We start from the raw sequence: 18562 nt of genomic DNA, 5'->3' as shown, positions 1-18562 counted from the left end.
GATGCCCGGTAGATTGCGTGCGAGGTTCAGTCGCTCCGATCAGCTCACCGAGCGCCCGGATTTCGCGCTGGTCGGTGTCCTCCGCGTACCAGAGGAGCAGACGAGCCCCGGTATCGCGATCGCGCGTCGCATCGGTTACGCGTTCGCCGCGCTGGCGTTCGCCGTGCTGATCGTCTACCTCGACCGCGACGGGTATCGCGACGCGCAAGGCGATGCGCTGTCGCTGCTGGACTGCATCTACTACGCGACCGTGTCACTGTCGACCACCGGCTACGGCGACATCACCCCGTTCACACCCGAAGCGCGACTGATCAACGTTCTCGTGATCACGCCACTGCGGGTGTTCTTCCTCATCGTGCTGGTCGGGACGACGTTGTCGGCCCTGACCGCAAGTTCCCGGCAAGCATTCAAGATCCAACGATGGAGGCGCCGCGTGCGTAATCACACCGTCGTCATCGGCTACGGCACCAAGGGCCGCACCGCCGTCGACGCCATGCTGGGCGACGGGGTCGCCCCGTCCGACATCGTGGTGGTCGACACCGATCCCGTCGTCCTGGAATCGGCCGCGGGGCAAGGGCTGGTGACGGTTCAGGGTTCGGCCACCAAGTCGGACGTGCTCCGCCTCGCCGGTGTGCAGCACGCGGCCGCCGTGATCGTCGCCGCGAACCGCGACGACACCGCAGTGCTGGTGACCCTCAGTGCCCGGGAGATCGCGCCCAAGGCGAAGATCGTCGCCGCCATCCGTGAGTCCGAGAACACCCACCTGTTGCGGCAGTCGGGCGCCGACTCGGTGGTCATCTCGTCCGAGACCGCGGGCCGTCTGCTGGGGATCGCCACGACGACGCCCAACGTCGTCGAGATGATCGAGGATTTGCTCACTCCCGAGGCCGGATTCGCCATCGCCGAGCGTGATGTCGAGCCGTCGGAGATCGGGGGTTCGCCACGACACCTGAAGGACATCGTCCTCGCGGTGGTGCGCGACGGCCGGATGTGGCGAATCGGCTCACCCGAGGTCGACGCGGTCGAGGCCGGTGACAAGCTGCTCTACATCCGGCTCGTGGGCACGCAACCGGGCGCGATGCGCGGCTAGTGTGCTCGAAGTGACCAGTTTCTCTCTGTCCGGTACCCCACTCCTGTCGCGCACCGTCGTCGAGCGCGCCGAAGAACTCCGCTCCGACGAGGACGCGCTGCGCGCGGGCTGGGCCGACGCGAAACTGCTGAAGGTGGATCGGCGGGGACAGGTCCCCGTGGCGGACGGGGCACTCGTGTTCCATCCCGCTGCGGATCTGGGCCCCGCGCCGGTGTCCGGAGCCGTCTTCCTCGGTGTGCGCGACGACCGGCACGTGTGGGCAGTCCGCGTGCTCGCGCAGACGGGGGAGGTCGCGGATCTGCGCCGCGTCGGCGACCGGCTCGACGATGCAGACGCCGACCTGATGGTCAGTGCAGTGGCCTTGCTCAACTGGCACGACCAGGCGGGATTCAGCGCGGTCGACGGTTCCGCCAGCGAACCCACCATGTCCGGATGGTCACGGATCAGTTCGGCGACGGGGCACGAGGAGTTTCCGCGCACCGACCCCGCCGTGATCTGCCTGGTACACGACGGGGGCGACCAGGTTCTGCTCGCGCGTCAGCCGGTGTGGCCGGAGCGGCGGTTCTCGGTCCTGGCGGGATTCGTCGAGGCCGGCGAGTCGCTGGAATCGTGTGTGGTGCGGGAGATTCGCGAAGAGGTCGGCGTCGACGTGCGCGACATCCGCTACCTCGGTAGCCAGCCGTGGCCGTTCCCGCGGTCGCTCATGCTCGGGTTCGCGGCCGTCGCCGACCCCGCCCAGTCCCTGGAGTTCAGGGACGGCGAGATCGGCGAGGCGCGGTGGTTCACGCGCGACGAAGTGCGCGCTGCGCTCGAGGTGGGCGACTGGGCGTCGGCCGACGAGGTGCCCCTCCTGCTGCCCGGCTCGATCTCGATCGCGCGGGGCATGCTCGAGGGCTGGGCACAGGGCTGATCCGGGTTACACGCCCAGCGCGCGCTTGACCGCCGACAGCGGGGGATTGGTGGCGGTGGTGCCGTCCGCGTACTTGACGGTCGGCACGATGTGGTTGCCGTTGTTGACGCTGCCGACGAATTCGGCCGCCGAGGGATCGGCCTCGATGTCGATCTCGGTGTAGGCGATCCCGTTCTCGTCCAGCTGCTTCTTGAGTCGTTTGCAGTAGCCGCACCACGTGGTGGAGTAGACGGTCAAGGCGGGTGCATCGGTGGTGGTCATGACTTCGAGAACATCACAGCCGTTCCGATCTGTTCCGACCGGTCCCCGAATGTGGTCGCGCACACAGTCCGCTCGCCGGCGCAATGTGCGCGCGGTCGCGATGTCGGTTCGCACTGTCATGATGGAGCCCATGCGTGTGGATGCGGTAACGGAAGGCCTGGACCCTCAGCAGGCGGCGGCTGTGCGCGCGCCGCGTGGCCCTGTGTGCGTGCTGGCCGGCGCAGGGACCGGCAAGACACGCACCATCACCCGCCGCATCGCGCACCTGGTCTCCGACGGGCACGTCGCCGCGGGGCAGGTACTCGCCGTCACGTTCACCGCACGGGCCGCCGGCGAGATGCGCTCGCGATTGCGCGAACTGGGGGTCGGTGCGCCCGGGCCGTCCGTGCAGGCGCGGACGTTCCACGCCGCTGCGCTCCGTCAGCTGCGCTACTTCTGGCCGCAGGTCGTCGGCGACACGCCGTGGCAGTTGCTCGACCGCAAATTCGCCGTCGTCTCGCAGGCGGCACACCGGTGTGGCTTCCCGACCGACACCGACACCGTGCGCGACCTGCTCTCCGAGATCGAATGGTCCAAGGGGTCGCTGATCGCGCCGGAGGATTACCCGGCCACTGTCGCGCGGGTCCGCCGCGAACCTCCCGCTGCCGCCGAGCGCGTCGCGGCGGTGTACGAGATGTACGAGTCGCTCAAGTTCCGCGGCGACGAAGGGTTCTATCTCGATTTCGACGACCTGCTGTTGCACACGGCGGCGGCGCTCGAGGACAACACCGCCGTCGCGGAGGAGTTCCGCGACCGCTATCGCTGTTTCGTCGTCGACGAATACCAGGACGTCACGCCGCTGCAGCAACGCGTGCTCGACGCGTGGGTCGGCGACCGCGACGACCTCACCGTCGTCGGCGACGCCAACCAGACGATCTACTCGTTCACCGGTGCCTCGCCCAAGTACCTGCTCGACTTCTCGCGCAGGTTCCCCGACGCCACCGTCGTCCGGCTCGAACGCGACTACCGCTCCACACCGCAGGTGGTGGAACTGGCAAACCGGGTGATCGGCGAAGCCCGCGGACGTATCGCGGGTACCCGCCTGAAGCTGATCGGGCAACGCCCACCCGGACCGGAACCCACCTTCGCCGAGTACGACGACGAACCGGCCGAGGCGAAGGCGACGGCCAAGGCCATCGCGAAACTGATGCGCGACGGCGTGCCGGCGTCGGAAATCGCTGTGCTGTACCGGATCAACGCGCAATCGGAGGTGTACGAGCAGGCCTTCACCGAGACCGGTATCCCGTACCAGGTGCGCGGCGGCGAGGGCTTCTTCAACCGCGCCGAGGTGCGGCAGGCGATCAACGCGCTCCGGCAAGTGGATGCACGCAACGACCTCCCGGAGGGCGCCGATCGCGGCTCCCATCTCGTGACGCTGGTGCGAGCGACGATGGTGCCGTTGGGCCTGACCGACACCGAACCCACCGGTGCGCAGGCCCGCGAACGGTGGGCCTCGCTCACGGCGCTGGTCCAGCTCACCGAGGAACTGCTCGAGCACGAACCCGACCTGACGCTCACCGGTCTGCTGCGCGACCTCGCGGCCCGCGCCGAGTCGCGGCAACCTCCCACGGTCCAGGGTGTGACGCTGGCGTCGCTGCACGCGGCGAAGGGACTCGAGTGGGACGCGGTGTTCCTCGTCGGGCTCACCGACGGCACCCTGCCGATCACGCACGTCACCGGAGACAAGGACACCCCGCCGGACGAGGCCGGTATCGAGGAGGAGCGGCGCCTGCTCTACGTCGGGGTCACCCGTGCCCGGGTGCATCTCGCCTTGTCGTGGGCGCTCTCACGTACCGAAGGGGGCCGCCGATCGCGTCGCCGCTCGCGGTTCCTGCACGGGTTGATCCCCGACAGCTCCCCGGCGTCGAAGATCGCTGAGCCGGCCTCCTCGAAGAAGAAGCGCCCGCAGTGCCGGATCTGCGGCAAGCAACTCCTCGGCGCCACCTCGACGATGCTGGGCCGGTGCGAGAGCTGTCCGTCCGACCTCGACGAGGAACTGCTCGTCGCGCTCAAGGAATGGCGACGCGAGCGGTCGAAGGAGATGAAGGTTCCCGCCTACGTCGTGTTCAGCGACAACACCCTGGTGGCGATTGCGGAACAGCAGCCGCGCGACGACCGCGCGCTCGTGTCGATCCCCGGCATCGGCGCGAAGAAGCTGGAACAGTACGGCGCCGACGTGCTCGCCCTCGTTCGCGGCGAACGTAAGGCGGCAGCGCTAGATCTCTAGACCCGCCGGTTCCACACAGAGGCAGAAGTGGTGGCCCGCGGGGTCGCGGTACACGCGGAAACTCTTGGCGCTCGACGGATCGTCGACTCGGGTCGCACCGAGCTCGAGCGCGAGACGTTCGGCGTCCTCGAATTCGGGGACGTAGAAGTCGAGGTGGACGTGCACACTTTCGGAAGGCCAACGCGCGGGCGCGAAATCGGGTGCGCGCTGGAATGCGAGCGAATTCGCGTCGTCGCGCGCGAGTTCGACCCAGTCGTCGTCGTCCTGCGCGGTGGTCCAGCCGAGCAGGTCCCGGTAGAAACCGGCGAGTGCTCGGGGATCGGGGCAATCGAGCACCGATACATATTTCGTTGTCGACAGCGGCATGGCCGGGACTCTAGTTGCGCGTGAGCGTGCGAGCGGCGAATCGGACCACGCGCGACAAAAATTCGACAAAACCCCAGCTAGAAAATAACTTGTGCCGATCGCAACAGCGTTACTATTGTGTATTGCATTGCCACGGGAGAAGCCCGTGCGTGACGACGAAAGCGAGGTGGCCCGTGATGATCAGCATCAATATCTATGCGGCCGCCGCGCCCGTCGTGGCGCGCGCCGCATTCGCCGCCGTCCCGCGTACATGGCGCCGGCGCGCAGCAGCCTTCTCGTCCGTGGCCGGACGACTCGTCGGGACACCTACGCGGTAGTCCCTTCCGACTCCAGGCCACGGACAACCGCCCAGCGGACCCGTGGCCTTTCTCTTTTCCGGCCGGAGTTCGCATCGCATCTCTTTCGATCGAACCTCTAGGAGTCCTCGTGCCGAGTGAAAACCCTTCGACCGCATCAGGTGTCGGCGAAAAAACCATCCGTGCGGGCGATATCCTGCCCTGTCACGGCGACGATCCCGATCTGTGGTTTGCCGAGGCCCCGGCAGATCTGGAACTGGCGAAATCGCTGTGCGCCGGATGCCCCGTACGCGCACGCTGCCTCGCGGCAGCACTGGACCGCGAAGAACCGTGGGGTGTGTGGGGCGGCGAAATCATCAACCAGGGCACGATCGTCGCTCGCAAGCGCCCCCGCGGACGACCACGGAAGACGGTCGTCGCCGAACCGCGAAAAGAACTGGTGTACGCCTGAATCGGCTGCCCGGCCCCGACTACTCCTCGGTGAAGCCGGGCAGCCATTCGGAGAGAATCGCCATGTACGGAGCCTGCGCGTCGAGTTGCGCGCAGATACCCACCGACCCGAGCAGAACGCGGAAGATGCTCGCGTACTCCGGTGGCAGGTTCAACGTCCGTGCAGTCCGGAACTGCGCACTCGAGAAATCCGTCGCGGTGCCCGCCACCTTCTGCAGCCATGCCCGCGTGAAGTGGAACGACTCGGTCTGGATCGGGTCGGTGAAAGGCCGCAGGTAGTCGGCGATCTCCTGATCGGTGACGGTGCGCCCGGGAAGGACGAACTTCTCGTCGTAGAGCAGGGCGGTCAGTTCGTCGAAGCGTTCCTCGACGGCGAGTCGCACCATCCGCCCGAGCACCGGCGGGAAGCCGTTCGGCATCGCCGCGGTCGCACCGAAGTCGATCACACCCAGGCGCCCGTCTTCGAGCAACATGAAATTGCCGGGGTGCGGGTCGCAGTGCAGCAGACCTGCTCTCGCCGGACTGCAGAAGTGGAATTCGGCGAGGAGTGCACCCGCTCGGTCGCGCTGCTCACGGGTGCCCTCGTTGATGATTACGGAAAGTGGTGTGGCGGAAAGCCATTCCGTCACCATTACCTTCGGCGAACTCGCCACCACGTGGGGGATGAGGAACTTCTCGTCGCCCTCGAAGGCACGCGCGAACGCCCGTTGGCTGTCCGCTTCGGTGCGGTAGTCGAGTTCTTCTTCGGTGCGCGCGGTCAGTTCGTCGAGCAGCGCACGGACATCGGCGCCCGGCATCATCGTCGCGAACACTCCCGCGAATCGCGACAACGTCCGCAAGTCGGCCCGCAGTGCTTCGTCGGCGCCGGGATACTGCACCTTCACAGCGACATCGCGTCCGTCGGACCACACCGCTCGGTGTACCTGTCCGATGCTCGCCGACGCTGTGGGCACATCGTCGAACGAGACGAACCGTTCGCGCCACCGGGTGCCCAGTTGCTGGTCGAGCACACGGTGCACCGCCTTGGCAGGAAGGGGAGGCGCTTCGGCCTGCAGCTTGGTCAGTGCTTCCCGGTACGGCTCGGCGAATTCTTCCGGAACGGCGGCTTCCATGACACTCAGGGCCTGGCCGAACTTCATGGCGCCGCCCTTGAGTTCCCCGAGCACCGTGAACAGCTGCTCGGCGGCCTTCGCCGTCATCTCGGCATCGATCTCGTCGCGGTCGCCACCGGCGAGACGCCGACCGAAACCTACGGCGGCGCGTCCGGCGATGCCCAGCGGGATGCTCGCGAGTTTGGCGGTACGCGAAGAGCTTCTGCGGGGGATGTCTGACACGCTCCCCATCATGCCTGAACGGAAGGGAAGATAGTCGAGCAGTCGCAGTGGGGGTGACGGGTCCATCGTCGGGTGACGAGCTGTGTGCTGCGCAGATCCCACTCGATCGTGCGATCCAGAGCAAGCGCGTCCTTGCGCGGGGTTCCTGGGGCCGGGTGAGTTCGGGCGAAGAACATGTCGAGCTGTGCGACGGCCGCGGCAACAGTGGCGGCAATCACGGCGCGCTCCGCGCGGCCCTCTCGACCGGAGAGCTGGGCAGCCAGCCTGGGCCACGACGGATCGGCATCGGTGCGGGTCAGGTCGGCGCATCGGAGACAACTGGTGCGTCCGGGAACCACGAACGGGCCGATCACACCGCGGCCGTCCCGGACGCGCACCAGCAGATGCGGGATCCGGAGGCGCATCACAGCCAGTACGAGCCGGGGATCGGGAACCTGGGTGTCGGCGAGGACGACACAGTCCGGGATCCGGGTCGACAGTCCGGCGTCGTCGACACGTGGGGGCGACCGCAGCCACCGCGTGTCCCACAGCGCCAGATGGGGAACCAGCGCGTGGGCGAGAGGCCCTGCCCCGAACAGCCGGACGCTGGGTGGAGACGACGGGACTGCAGTGCAGGAAGACCGGCCGGAAGAAGTCCGGTCGGCGGACGCCCGGCAGGTTTGCACGGACCCGGCCTCGACGAGTTCGTCGAGCAGCACCCGGACCGCCTCGATCGGCAGACCACGTGCGGTCGCCGCGACGAGGACGTGCTCGTAGCCCAGGGTGCCGTCGAGCAGCCCGAGCAGGATGCGAACCTCGAACGCATCCATCTCGTCGGGTGGCACGATCACGGTTGCCGTTTCGGGACCCCATCCGAGCTGCACCGAACCATCGAGACGGTCGAGCACCAGCACGTCGGGGTCGAGGACGAGAGCGCCGGCAGCCGGTGCGACGGAAGTCATGCCCGCAGCATCGCAGGCGGTCCACCCGCCGCGGTCGCCCCACGACGGGTTGTCCACAGGGTCATACCCCTGCGGACCAGCGACGACGAACCGTCAGGGCTTCTTTCCGGAATCGTCGTCCGTATCCTGATCGGGTTGATCCCGCTCCGCTTGTTCGCGTTCCATCGTCTCGCGCAGCTGAGCGATCGGATCCTCGAAGACTCCGGTGCCTCCGCCGATGACGCGGTCGACGAACGCCGCGGAATTGTCGAGATCCGACGCATCCGGAAGCAGGTCGGGGTGTTCCCACACGCGGTCGCGGGCATCCATGCCCGCATCGGTGGTGAGCTTGCGCCACAACGCGGCGGCCTCCCGGAGCTTGCGGGGACGCAGTTCGAGACCGACCAGCGTCGCGAAGGTCTGCTCGGCGGGACCACCCGTGGCCCGGCGGCGACGAAGGGTCTCGCTCAGCGCCGCCACTCCGGGGAGACGATCACCGAGCGCGTCGATCACGACCGTCTCGACCCAGCCCTCGACGAGAGCGAGCATCGTCTCGAGCCGCTCGAGCGCAGCGATCTGCTCGGGAGTGGTCTGCGGTTCGAAGGCGCCCTGCTTGAGGATCTCCTCGAGCTTGGACGGGTCGCTCAGCGCGGACGGGTCGAGTCCCTGCGCGAGATCTTCGATCGACGACATGTCCATCCGGATCCCGCGGGCGTATTCCTCGACGATGGCGAGGAGCCGTTGTCGCAGCCACGGCACGTGGCTGTAGAGCCGCTGATGCGCTGCTTCCCGCGCGGCGACGAATACGAGGATCTCCTGCGCGGGCTCTTCGAGGCCCTCACCGAAGGTCTCGATCGCGGCAGGCAGCAGAGCCGCAGTGCCGGCCGGGCCCAGCGGCAGACCGATGTCGGTGGAGGTCAGCACCTCCTTGGAAAGCTGGCCGAGGGCCTGGCCGAGCTGCGACCCGAATGCGACGCCGCCCATCTGCGAAAACATGCCCATCATCGGGCCGGCCATCGCGCGGGCCTCTTCCGGCAAGCCCTGCAGCATCATGCCGTTGACCTGCTCGGCGATCGGATCGCACAGGCGCTTCCACGTGTCGAGGGTGCTCTCGAGCCATTCGACCGGCGTCCAGGCCACCGTCTTGGTAGCGCCCGCGGGCAGCGTGGTCGCGGCGTCGAGCCAGAGTTCTGCGAGCCGCGACGCGTCGCGCACCGCGTCGGCTGTACCCGCGGAAACGGGAGTGACCGATCCGATCTGCTGGCGTGCGAGCTTGGCTGCGATCTCGTAGTTGACCGGGCCGGAGCCACCGGTGCCCATCGCGCTGCCCATGCCGGCGAGCATCTGGCCGAACTGGCTCAGCATCTGCCCGAACTGCGCGGGATCGAAGCCCTGCGCGCCGAAAGGACTGTCGCTACCACCGGGAAGGCCGAAACCGAACGGGTTCCCGCCCCCGCTTCCTGAACCCTCGTCCTTCTTGCGGTCGGGGTCGTCGTCGGGATTCGAGAATCCGAAGGGCGTGTCACTCATGTTCTCAACGGTACAAGGCGCGCCTGCGGAGCACGGGCATCGTGGTCACGCTGACCGCGAACACGGTCGGACCGATACTCTGGCCGGGTGAATCGACGCTTCGTGATGCCTCTCGCTGTGCTGCTCCCGGTTCTCACGCTCGTCGTGATCGCGTTCAATCTGAAGGTGCCCTACGTTGCGCTCGGTCCCGGCCCGACGTTCGACACTCTCGGCGAGGTGGAGGGCAAGCCTGTCATCGAACTCGAAGGCGTCGAGTCGGACGAGACCACGGGCAGCCTGGTGATGACGACGGTCGGCGTCACCGACAACCTGAACCTCGCTCAGACGGTGACCGCGTGGCTCAGCGGCCGGTACGGGCTGGCGCCGCGCGAGCAGGTGTACCCGCCCAACCGCAGCAAGGACGAGGTGCGGGCCGTCGACCAGGCGCAGTTCGCGCAGTCCGAGCGCAGCGCCGAGCTAGCTGCCCTGCACTATCTGGACCTGCCCGTCACTCTTCGGGTCGCCGAGGTCGCGGAGGACGCGCCCGCGTCGGGCCATCTCCAGGTCGACGACCGGATCGTGGCGATCGGCGGCGAACCGGTGGAGACGGCCGGGCAGGTGCAGCGTGCGGTCGGGGCGGTCGCACCGGGTGAGAGCGTCGCCATCACCGTCGTGCGCGGCGACGCAGAGGAAACCGTCGATGTCGTCGTCGGGGAACGCCCGGGCGGCGAGGGAGCCGGGTTCCTCGGTATCGCGACCGAGGAGATACCCGAGGTGCCGTTCGAGGTGGTCTTCAACCTCGCCGACATCGGTGGGCCGTCGGCCGGGCTGATGTTCAGCCTCGCGCTCGTCGACAAGCTCAGCCCCGGCGAAATCAACGGGGGGCTCAACGTCGCAGGCACCGGAACCATCGACTCCGACGGCATGGTCGGGCCCATCGGCGGCATCACCCACAAGCTCACGGCTGCGGCCGAGGACGGCGCCGAGGTGTTCCTCGTCCCCGCCGACAACTGCGCCGAAGCGCGCACCAACGAGCAGGACGGGATGCGTCTCGTCAAGGTCGAGACACTCGAGGGTGCGGCCGACGCGCTGGAATCGATCGCGGCGGGCGGCGACGCACCCACCTGCTAGTGCAGGTCAGTCGTCGTCTTCGGCCTCGAGTGTGGCGTAGAGCGCGGCGGCTACCTCGGGAGCGAGATTCTCGTAGGTCCGCAGTTCCGCACCGGCGAACGGGTCGTCCTCGTCTGTGGGGCGGAGCTGCAGCAACGTCATCGCCGGGCCGTCACGCAGCACCGCGCTGATCAGCCGCGCCCGCCGGCTGTCGGGATGGGCGTACGCGGCGTAGCGCGCGGCGTCGTCGACGGCGTGCGCGTCGGTGACGAGCGGAACCGGTGCTCCGTCGAAATCAGCGCCGGCGTTCGGTGGCAGGACCACGATCTCCTGGACCAGCGCGCAGCCGGCGACCGACGACGGCCAGCTCGTCGTCGCGAGGAACTCACCGAGGGCGGGGCTGCCACCCTGCACGTCGTCGGGAAACGGTTCCTGCGCGATCGGCGTGTACTCGTGCCCCTCGTCGAGCTGGTCGCTGAGGCTGGGCTCGGACGCCGCCAGCAATACCGTCGGCACCAGCGCGAACATGATGGGAGGCTGGTCCCACCCCTCTGCGTCGACGTAGTCGATGATCTCGTGCACGGTGCGCGCGAGAGCGGCTTCGGAAGGGACGGGAAGGTGCTGATTCACACGCCTATCCTGTCATTGGTAGGTCCGGCAGGTGTCGGCTGTGGTGCCCCGCCCGGCAACTCCGGATCGACGACCGCGTACCTGTCCTGGGCGAAGTCCGTAGAGTGGGGCGAAACGGTCACGCGGTGTGACGCACGATGTGTAGATACGCGGCGTTCTTCGCGCCGCCGGATGATTGGGAGCGTGGCACGTGGGCATGAGGCCCCCGACCGGAGTACCGACATTGTCGAGACGGAGCAAAGTCCTGCTGGTTCTCGCACTGGCGGCCGCTGTGCTGCTGTTGCTGGGACCGCGGCTGGTGGATACGTACACCAACTGGCTCTGGTTCGGGGAAGTCGATTTCCGCGACGTCTACATCAAAGTCCTTCTGACCAGAATCATCCTCTTCTTTGCGGTGGGTCTCTTCGTCGGCCTGGTGGTGTGGCTGGCAATGCTGCTCGCGTACCGATCGCGGCCGGTATTCGTCCCCACCACCGGTCCCAACGACCCGGTGGCCCGCTACCGCACGAGCGTGCTGACCCGGATGCGCGCATTCGGCCTCGGCATCCCGATCGTGCTGGGTGTGCTGTCCGGGCTCGTCGCCCAGGCGAGCTGGGTCACCGTGCAGATGTTCTTCAACGGCGGTGACTTCGGAACGACCGACCCGCAGTTCGGGCTCGACGTCGGCTTCTACGCTTTCGACCTGCCGTTCTACCGGTTCCTGCTCAACTGGCTGTTCGTCGCCGTCGTACTGGCGTTCTTCGCGAACCTCGTCACGCAGTACATCTTCGGTGGCATCCGGCTCGCGGGTCGCGGTGGCAGCGTGTCGACGGCCGCTCGTGTCCAGCTCGCCGTCCTGGCCGGTGTCTTCGTCGCCCTCAAGGCAGTGGCCTACTGGCTCGACCGGTACGAACTGCTGTGGAGCGCACGCAAGGAACCCACGTTCACGGGTCCGGGCTTCACCGACATCAACGCGGTGCTCCCGGCGAAGCTGATTCTGCTCGCGATCGCGGTCATTTGTGCGATCGCGTTCTTCGCGGCGATCTTCCTGCGTGACCTGCGGATTCCTGCCCTCGCGACCGCGCTGCTGGTGCTCTCGTCGATCCTGGTCGGTGCTGTCTACCCGCTGATGGTGGAGCAGTTCTCCGTCCGCCCGAACGCGGCCGACAAGGAGAGCGAGTACATCGAACGCAACATCGCTGCCACGAGGGTGGCGTACGGGATCACCGACGACAAGGTCGAGTACGAGGACTACCCCGGGGTGGGCACCACCTCCCCGGAAGAGGTACCGGCCGACATCACGACGATCGCGAACGCGCGTCTGCTCGATCCCAACGTGCTGCCCCGTACCTTCACGCAGCAGACCCAGCTGAAAAACTTCTACGGCTATCCGGAGTCGCTCGACATCGACCGCTATGAGGTCGACGGCAAGGTCGAGGACTATATCGTCGCTGCGCGTGAGCTCTCGCCCACGAGCCTGACGGGCAACCAGACCGACTGGATCAACCGCCACACCGTGTACACCCACGGCAACGGCCTGGTCACAGCGCCGGCGAACCGTGTCAACGCTGCGGCGAGCGCGTCGGCGGAAGAAGCCGCGAACAGCAACAGCGGCTACCCGGTCTACATGATCAGCGACCTCGCGTCGCTGGCCGCCGAGAACCAGGTCATTCCGGTCGAGCAGCCGCGTATCTACTTCGGTGAGGTCATCGCCGAGGCGGATCCCGACTACGCGATCGTCGGCAACAGCGCCGATGCTTCCGGGCCGCGTGAGTACGACACCGACACCGAGAAGTACACGTACACCGGTAGCGGTGGCGTCGGGATCGGCAACTGGTTCAACCGGCTCGCGTTCGCTGCGAAGTACGCCGAACGCAACATCCTGTTCTCGAGCGCCATCGGCGAGAACTCGAAGATCCTGTTCAACCGTGACCCGCGTGAGCGTGTGACCAAGGTTGCACCGTGGCTCACCGCGGACGGCGACGCGTATCCGGCCGCCGTCGACGGGCGCATCGTGTGGATCGTCGACGCCTACACCACGCTCGACGACTACCCGTACGCTCAGCGCTCTTCCCTCGAGGGACTGGTCGAGGACAGCGTCGATCAGAACACCGGCCGGTTGCTGCCGCGCAAGGAAGTTTCCTACATCCGCAACTCGGTGAAGGCGACGGTCGACGCGTACGACGGCACGGTCACCCTGTACCAGGTCGACGACGAAGACCCCGTTCTCGATGCGTGGATGGGGGTGTTCCCCGGTGCGGTGACGCCCCAGGACCAGATCTCCGACGAACTGCGCTCGCACTTCCGGTACCCGGAGGATCTGTTCAAGGTCCAGCGCGAGATGCTCGCGAAGTACCACGTGGACGACCCGCGTGAATTCTTCACCAACAACGCGTTCTGGTCGGTGCCCGCGGACCCCACGGTGGACACCAGCGCCAACCAGCCGCCGTACTACCTGCTCACCGGCAATCAGGAGAATGCCGAACCGGCATTCAGGCTGACGTCGGCGATGGTGGGCTACAACCGGCAGTTCCTCTCCGCGTACATCTCGGTAGAGGCCGACCCGGAGAACTACGGCAAGTTCAAGATCCTGCAGCTGCCCACGGACACACAGACTTTCGGTCCGGAGCAGACGCAGAACGCGATGATCTCCGATACGCGTGTGGCATCGGAACGCACCCTGCTCGAGAGATCGAACCGTATCCAGTACGGCAACCTGCTCACGTTGCCGATCGCCCAGGGCGGCATCCTCTACGTGCAGCCGATGTACACCGAACGTAATCCGACGGCGGGCAGCACCTCGACGTTCCCGCAGCTTTCGCGGGTGCTCGTGAGCTACCGCGAGCCGGGGACCGGTGGTGGCGTGAGGATCGGCTACGCGCCGACGCTGGCGGCAGCGCTCGACCAGGTGTTCGGTGCGGGTGTCGGCGATGCTGCTACCGCACCCGGCGGTGTCGCCGTCCCGACAGCCGAAGTCGATGACCAGGCGCGGGCAGAAGCCGTGCAAGGCTCGGCCGAGCCGACGCCCGGCGAGCAGCCGTCGTCCCCGGCTGCGCCGATCCCGGCGGGCCGCGATGCCGCGGTCGCCGAACTGGATGCCGCACTCAGAGAGTTGGCCGACGCGCAGAGCAGCGGTGACTTCGCCGCGTACGGCAGGGCGCTGGAACGGTTGCAGCGCGCGACGGACGCCTACGAGTCCAGCGGAGGCTGATCTCCGCGTCCGGTGAACCGCCCGCTCAGCGGGTGGGACGAACGAAAGAAGCGGGGCCCTGCGGTTACTTACCGCAGGGCCCCGCTTCGTATCGTGGCGGCGGACGCCGCTCTTTCGGATCAGACGCCGGGGAGAGCCGCGACGACCTGGTCGAACTGCTCCCCGAAGCCGTATTGCACGGCCACGTCGCGCGCGACACCGAGGTACTGCTGGACCTCGGCCGGCGGGGCGGGCACTTCCTGCTGGGGTGCCGGAGCCGGTGCAGGTGCCGGGGCAACTTCGGGTGCCGGAGCCGGCGTCGATTCGACGGTGAGGTACTGGCCGCAGACGGGCCACGCGCCCGGACCCTGCGTCTGCAGCGTGTTCTCGGCGACGCGGATCTGCTCCTCCTTGGACGCCTGGTGCGGCATGCCGGTGCCGCCGTTGGCCTCCCAGGTGCTCTGCGAGAACTGCAGGCCGCCGTAGTAGCCGTTACCGGTGTTGATGTTCCAGTCGCCTCCGGATTCGCACTGCGCCACTGCATCCCAGTTGTGGGTGGCGGCAGATGCATCCCAGTTGTGGGTGGCGGCAGACGCGGTGCCCGTGGCGAGACCGACCGGAACGGCAGCAAGCACTCCGGTGACGAGGACGGCGCCGACGGTACGTTTGCTGAACATCTTGGTCATTGCGGTTGGAGATCCTCCTCGGGCTCGCAGACCGCGGTGGCCCGCGAAACCGGCGCATTCGGTGGTTGCTCCGATCGGGGCGGTGCGGCCGCGCACTCTGCCCCATCGGACTGTCGTCGCCACCGGATCCCGCGGGGCAGAGTCGACACGACGGGCCGGTGGTGGTTCCGATGTTCGAACCGGCACCGAAGGTACAAAAGGATTCCGGCCCGTTCATCCCGCGATTTGTTACGAGCGGGGTCCACGATGTGAGAAATGAAATCTGCGTCTTCGCAGGTAGATGCGGCGAGTTGCGCGAACAGGCCAAGATCGTTATCTGAACGTTATGTGTCGGAGGTCATGGGTGGACGGTGGTCCAACTCACGCTTTTCAGCGGAGAAAACGCACGGTTGCGATCCGTCGGCACAGGCAATTTGCTTTCCGTTTCCGCGCTGCTGTAGGTTCGATCATGCAACGCGGGGTGGAGCAGCTCGGTAGCTCGCTGGGCTCATAACCCAGAGGTCGCAGGTTCAAATCCTGTCCCCGCTACCACGGCAAGGCCCGGGAATCAGATCCGATTCCCGGGCCTTTGTCATGTATCGAGCGCCTGCGCGGAGCGCCCAGCTGAAGCGATCAGCCGGTGGGCGCGTCGGACGCTCCTTCGTCGGCTCCGGTGCCCGGCGGATCCATCTCGACGAGCACCCTGCGCAACAGCTTCCCGGTCGCGTTGCGCGGCAACTCGTCGAGGAAGATCACGTCTCGCGGAACCTTGTACCGCGCGAGGTTGGACCGTACGAAGGCCTTGATCTCCTCGGCATCTCGTCCGGACGTCGGCGACGGCACCACGAACGCTCGGAGGCGATGCCCGAACTCCGGATCCGCAATTCCCACGACCGCCACGTCGAACACGTCGTCGCGTTCGGCGAGCAGGTTCTCGACTTCGAGTGGATAGACGTTCTCCCCGCCGGAGACGATCATGTCGTCGTCGCGACCGTCGACGAACAGGAGCCCTTGCTCGTCCCAGTGGCCGAGGTCGCCGATCGAGAGCATCCCGTCGATGCGCTCCTTGTCCCGGCCGTCGGTGTATCCGGCGAAGCTCAGGCCGCTGGCGACGAAGATGCGGCCCACAACATTAGGTTCGGTGATCGGGGCGCCGTCGGCGTCGTACAGCACCACCCGGCACGTCACAGGGGGCCGCCCTGCGGTTCCGGGAGCAAGGCGGATGTCCTCGGGAGTCGCGACGGTGGCAACGGCGCATTCGGTGGATCCGTACAGGTTGTGCAGCACCTCTCCGAACGACTCGCGCGTGCGGCGGCACAGGTCGGGGGAGAGTGCTGAGCCGGCCGAGAAGATGATCTCGAGGCTCGACGTGTCGTACTCCGCGATCTTTTCGGGGCCGAGCTCGAGAATCCGTTGCAACATCGTGGGCACCACGACCAGTACGTTCGCGTGATGCCGTTCGATCAGCCCCAGGGTCTCCGACGGGTAGAAGCGGCGCATCATCACGACCGTCTGCCCCAGTGCGAGGGCCAGCGCGAACTGCGAGACTCCGGTCCCGTGGAACGCGGGCGCGGCCATCAGCATCGTCTGGCCCGGGCGCAGTGGCACCCGGTCGAGGAACTGGGCAGAGGCGAGCGGTGAGGTACGCCCCCGCGGAGCCCCCTTCGGCGTCCCGGTGGTGCCGCTGGTGAGCAGGACGAAGCCGCCGAAAACCGTCGGTGACGGGAGCGGTGAGGTGTCGAAACCTTCGATTGCTTCTTCGAGAGTGGGGACCCCGGGCACCTCCTCGTCCTTCCACGACAGGTAGCGGACCACGCTGTCGGGAAGGGCCTCGGCAACAGCGGCGAATTCGGAGTCGAACACGAAGCTCGTGACGTTCTCACGCGCAGCGACTTCCGCGAGCTGACGCGGCGCGAACCCGGTGTTCATCATCACTGCCCGCACACCGAGCTTGGCGGCCGCGAGCATCGTGACGACGAGTCCGCGGTGATTGCGAGCCATGAGCCCCAGCGACGAACCCGGCGTGATGCCGGCTTCCTGCCAAGCGCGCACGAGGGCGTTGGACCAAGTCTCGAGCTGCCGGTAGGTGACTTCACCTCGCTCGTCGACGATCGCGGCCACGTTCGGGATGCGAGTCGAGTGGGCATGCACCGGTCCCGCGAACGGCCCGTATTTCCGGGCGGCGGCCATGGTGGCAAGGCTCTGGTCGACGCGGGGGAAGTGGAGCAGTCCGGCCCGGCGCATCACGGCGAGGGCGCCGACCGCATCGGTGATGCCGTCGACGGCACCTCGGACATTCTTGGCGAGATCGAGCACCGGCATCGGTGGCCCTTTCGGCTTCGGACATGGATGGAGGATTTGCATATACCCTAATAGTGACGCGCATCACATATACCGGAATGTCCGAATTCATGCCCGGGGTCGTGCCACACCCTGAGGGTGGTCGTGGGACATCTCACTCCGGGACGGTCGCTACCTGGGGGTTTCCGGTCATGGGGTGCGGAGCCGGGTAATACGGGCGCAACGGGCATCGATGCACAAGTGAATGCCCGACCGACCGTCCGTGGGTGACATGCCCACAGAAAGGGTGCAGGTGCTCCTCGTGACCCGCTCCGACAACTCCCCGCTCAGTAGGCGAACGATGCTCAAGACCGCGCTTGCGGGCGCAGCCGGACTCGCCGGCGCCACCGCCCTGTCCACCTCGGTGCCGGCAGTGGCGCGAGCAGTACCCCCGGGAGGGTACGAAGAGATCTGGGTGAACTCGGAGATGGGCCCGATCAAGTGCCAGGTGCAGTGGGCGAAGCGGGGAGGCAGCGCGTCGCTGTACCTGCTCGACGGTATGCGCGCCCGTCCGGATGCCAACGCGTGGTCGTTCGAGACGAACGCCTTCGAACAGTTCGCGCTCGACAACGTCACGCTTGTGATGCCGGTGGGCGGCGAGTCCAGTTGGTATAGCGACTGGTACAACGCCAGCAACTTCAACCAGCAGGGTGTGACGTACAAGTGGGAGACGTTCCTGACTCGTCACCTGCCTGCAGCGCTCGCCGGGCGCGGCGTGGACCGCAGCCGCACCGGCATCGCCGGCTTGTCGATGGGCGGCACCGCGGCGCTGAACCTCGCCGCGCACCACCGCGACCAGTTCAAGTTCGCCGCATCCTTCTCCGGGTATCTCTGGCTCAATGCTCCGGGCATGCGCTCCGCGATCCGGATCGCGATGCTCGACGCCGGGCTCTACAACGTCGATGCGATGTACGGACCGCCCTGGGACGAGTCCTGGGCCCGCAACGACCCGTATACGCAGGCCGAGGGCCTGCGCGGGCTGCCGATGTACATCTCCGCGGGTAGCGGGATCCCCGGATACGCCAACCGGGTCGAGAATATGGTGGACGTCGTCAACACCGCCAACGGCATGGGACTCGAAGCGTTGTCGCTTGCTACCACGCGGGCGTTCCAGGCGCGGCTGGACAGCCTGGGTATCGGTGCGGCGTACAGCTTCCCGAACGTCGGCACCCACAGCTGGCCGTACTGGTCCGAGGAACTGTGGCGCGCGCGACCCCACATCCTGGACGCACTCCGCGCCCGCTGA

The 18562-nt window shown here is 67.1% G+C and carries 16 protein-coding genes and 1 tRNA gene; 9 read left to right on the top strand and 8 right to left on the bottom strand.

What is annotated here, in order from left to right; all coding sequences use genetic code 11:
- Position 1 precedes the first annotated feature (1 nt).
- Both RDCOP1_RS07155 and nudC read left to right on the top strand, forming a co-directional pair.
- Positions 2–1090, top strand: a complete 1089-nt coding sequence (locus RDCOP1_RS07155) for a potassium channel family protein (RefSeq protein ID WP_072699401.1) — start codon at positions 2–4, stop codon at positions 1088–1090.
- Positions 1091–1100: 10 nt separating this feature from the next.
- The gene (nudC, locus tag RDCOP1_RS07150) at positions 1101–2000 is read left to right on the top strand and encodes an NAD(+) diphosphatase (RefSeq protein ID WP_072699664.1); all 900 of its coding nucleotides are present in this window, start codon (positions 1101–1103) and stop codon (positions 1998–2000) included.
- Positions 2001–2006: 6 nt separating this feature from the next.
- Here the strand turns inward: nudC and RDCOP1_RS07145 are convergent, their stop codons facing one another.
- A complete protein-coding gene (locus RDCOP1_RS07145; protein ID WP_072699400.1) occupies positions 2007–2261 on the bottom strand; it encodes a mycoredoxin in 255 nt (84 codons plus the stop codon).
- Between the two features lie 130 nt (positions 2262–2391).
- Here RDCOP1_RS07145 and RDCOP1_RS07140 point away from each other — a divergent pair, with 130 nt between their 5' ends.
- Positions 2392–4527 carry an ATP-dependent DNA helicase UvrD2 gene (locus RDCOP1_RS07140; RefSeq protein ID WP_111731711.1) on the top strand — a complete coding sequence of 712 codons (2136 nt, stop codon included), beginning with the start codon at positions 2392–2394 and terminating at the stop codon, positions 4525–4527.
- Here the strand turns inward: RDCOP1_RS07140 and RDCOP1_RS07135 are convergent.
- The gene (locus RDCOP1_RS07135) at positions 4516–4893 is read right to left on the bottom strand and encodes a VOC family protein (protein ID WP_072699399.1); all 378 of its coding nucleotides are present in this window, start codon (positions 4891–4893) and stop codon (positions 4516–4518) included. The genes RDCOP1_RS07140 and RDCOP1_RS07135 overlap by 12 nt on opposite strands.
- Before the next feature lie 176 nt (positions 4894–5069).
- On the opposite strand from RDCOP1_RS07135, the gene RDCOP1_RS21455 reads away from it, so the two are divergent.
- Complete coding sequence (locus tag RDCOP1_RS21455) at positions 5070–5210, top strand: hypothetical protein (protein ID WP_169848846.1); 141 nt, start codon at positions 5070–5072, stop codon at positions 5208–5210.
- 157 nt (positions 5211–5367) lie between these two features.
- On the top strand, positions 5368–5640 hold the full coding sequence (locus RDCOP1_RS07130; RefSeq protein ID WP_111731712.1) for a WhiB family transcriptional regulator: 273 nt from the start codon (positions 5368–5370) through the stop codon (positions 5638–5640).
- Positions 5641–5659: 19 nt separating this feature from the next.
- Here the strand turns inward: RDCOP1_RS07130 and RDCOP1_RS07125 are convergent, their stop codons facing one another.
- From RDCOP1_RS07125 to RDCOP1_RS07115, 3 genes are all read right to left on the bottom strand, one after another.
- Positions 5660–6985 (bottom strand): ABC1 kinase family protein, encoded by a 1326-nt coding sequence (locus RDCOP1_RS07125; RefSeq protein WP_072699397.1) that lies wholly within the window; start codon positions 6983–6985, stop codon positions 5660–5662.
- Positions 6982–7914 carry a TOMM precursor leader peptide-binding protein gene (locus RDCOP1_RS07120; protein ID WP_072699662.1) on the bottom strand — a complete coding sequence of 311 codons (933 nt, stop codon included), beginning with the start codon at positions 7912–7914 and terminating at the stop codon, positions 6982–6984. The genes RDCOP1_RS07125 and RDCOP1_RS07120 overlap by 4 nt, the downstream gene beginning before the upstream one ends.
- Positions 7915–8007: 93 nt before the next feature.
- On the bottom strand, positions 8008–9423 hold the full coding sequence (locus RDCOP1_RS07115; RefSeq protein ID WP_072699396.1) for a zinc-dependent metalloprotease: 1416 nt from the start codon (positions 9421–9423) through the stop codon (positions 8008–8010).
- An 87-nt stretch (positions 9424–9510) separates the two neighbouring features.
- On the opposite strand from RDCOP1_RS07115, the gene RDCOP1_RS07110 reads away from it, so the two are divergent.
- Positions 9511–10533 (top strand): YlbL family protein, encoded by a 1023-nt coding sequence (locus tag RDCOP1_RS07110; protein WP_072699395.1) that lies wholly within the window; start codon positions 9511–9513, stop codon positions 10531–10533.
- Between the two features lie 6 nt (positions 10534–10539).
- Here RDCOP1_RS07110 and RDCOP1_RS07105 read toward each other — a convergent pair whose 3' ends face one another.
- Positions 10540–11142, bottom strand: coding sequence for a PPA1309 family protein (locus RDCOP1_RS07105; protein WP_072699394.1), 603 nt, complete (start codon positions 11140–11142; stop codon positions 10540–10542).
- 190 nt (positions 11143–11332) lie between these two features.
- Here RDCOP1_RS07105 and RDCOP1_RS07100 point away from each other — a divergent pair, with 190 nt between their 5' ends.
- Entirely contained in the window at positions 11333–14332 is a 3000-nt protein-coding gene (locus RDCOP1_RS07100) for a UPF0182 family protein (protein ID WP_174555776.1), read from the top strand.
- Between the two features lie 119 nt (positions 14333–14451).
- On the opposite strand, the gene RDCOP1_RS07095 is transcribed toward RDCOP1_RS07100, so the two are convergent.
- Complete coding sequence (locus tag RDCOP1_RS07095) at positions 14452–14997, bottom strand: transglycosylase family protein (protein WP_072699392.1); 546 nt, start codon at positions 14995–14997, stop codon at positions 14452–14454.
- Between the two features lie 454 nt (positions 14998–15451).
- On the opposite strand from RDCOP1_RS07095, the gene RDCOP1_RS07090 reads away from it, so the two are divergent.
- Positions 15452–15528, top strand: a tRNA-Met gene (locus RDCOP1_RS07090).
- An 81-nt stretch (positions 15529–15609) separates the two neighbouring features.
- Here RDCOP1_RS07090 and RDCOP1_RS07085 read toward each other — a convergent pair.
- Positions 15610–17298, bottom strand: a complete 1689-nt coding sequence (locus RDCOP1_RS07085) for an acyl-CoA synthetase (protein WP_072699391.1) — start codon at positions 17296–17298, stop codon at positions 15610–15612.
- Positions 17299–17617: 319 nt separating this feature from the next.
- On the opposite strand from RDCOP1_RS07085, the gene RDCOP1_RS07080 reads away from it, so the two are divergent.
- On the top strand, positions 17618–18562 hold the full coding sequence (locus tag RDCOP1_RS07080) for an alpha/beta hydrolase (RefSeq protein WP_072699661.1): 945 nt from the start codon (positions 17618–17620) through the stop codon (positions 18560–18562).

Source organism: Rhodococcus coprophilus NBRC 100603 (assembly GCF_001895045.1).
GTDB classification, from domain to species: Bacteria; Actinomycetota; Actinomycetes; order Mycobacteriales; family Mycobacteriaceae; genus Rhodococcus; species Rhodococcus coprophilus.
Note: the sequence above shows the minus strand (reverse complement) of the source record. Positions and strands in the feature narration are given on the sequence as shown.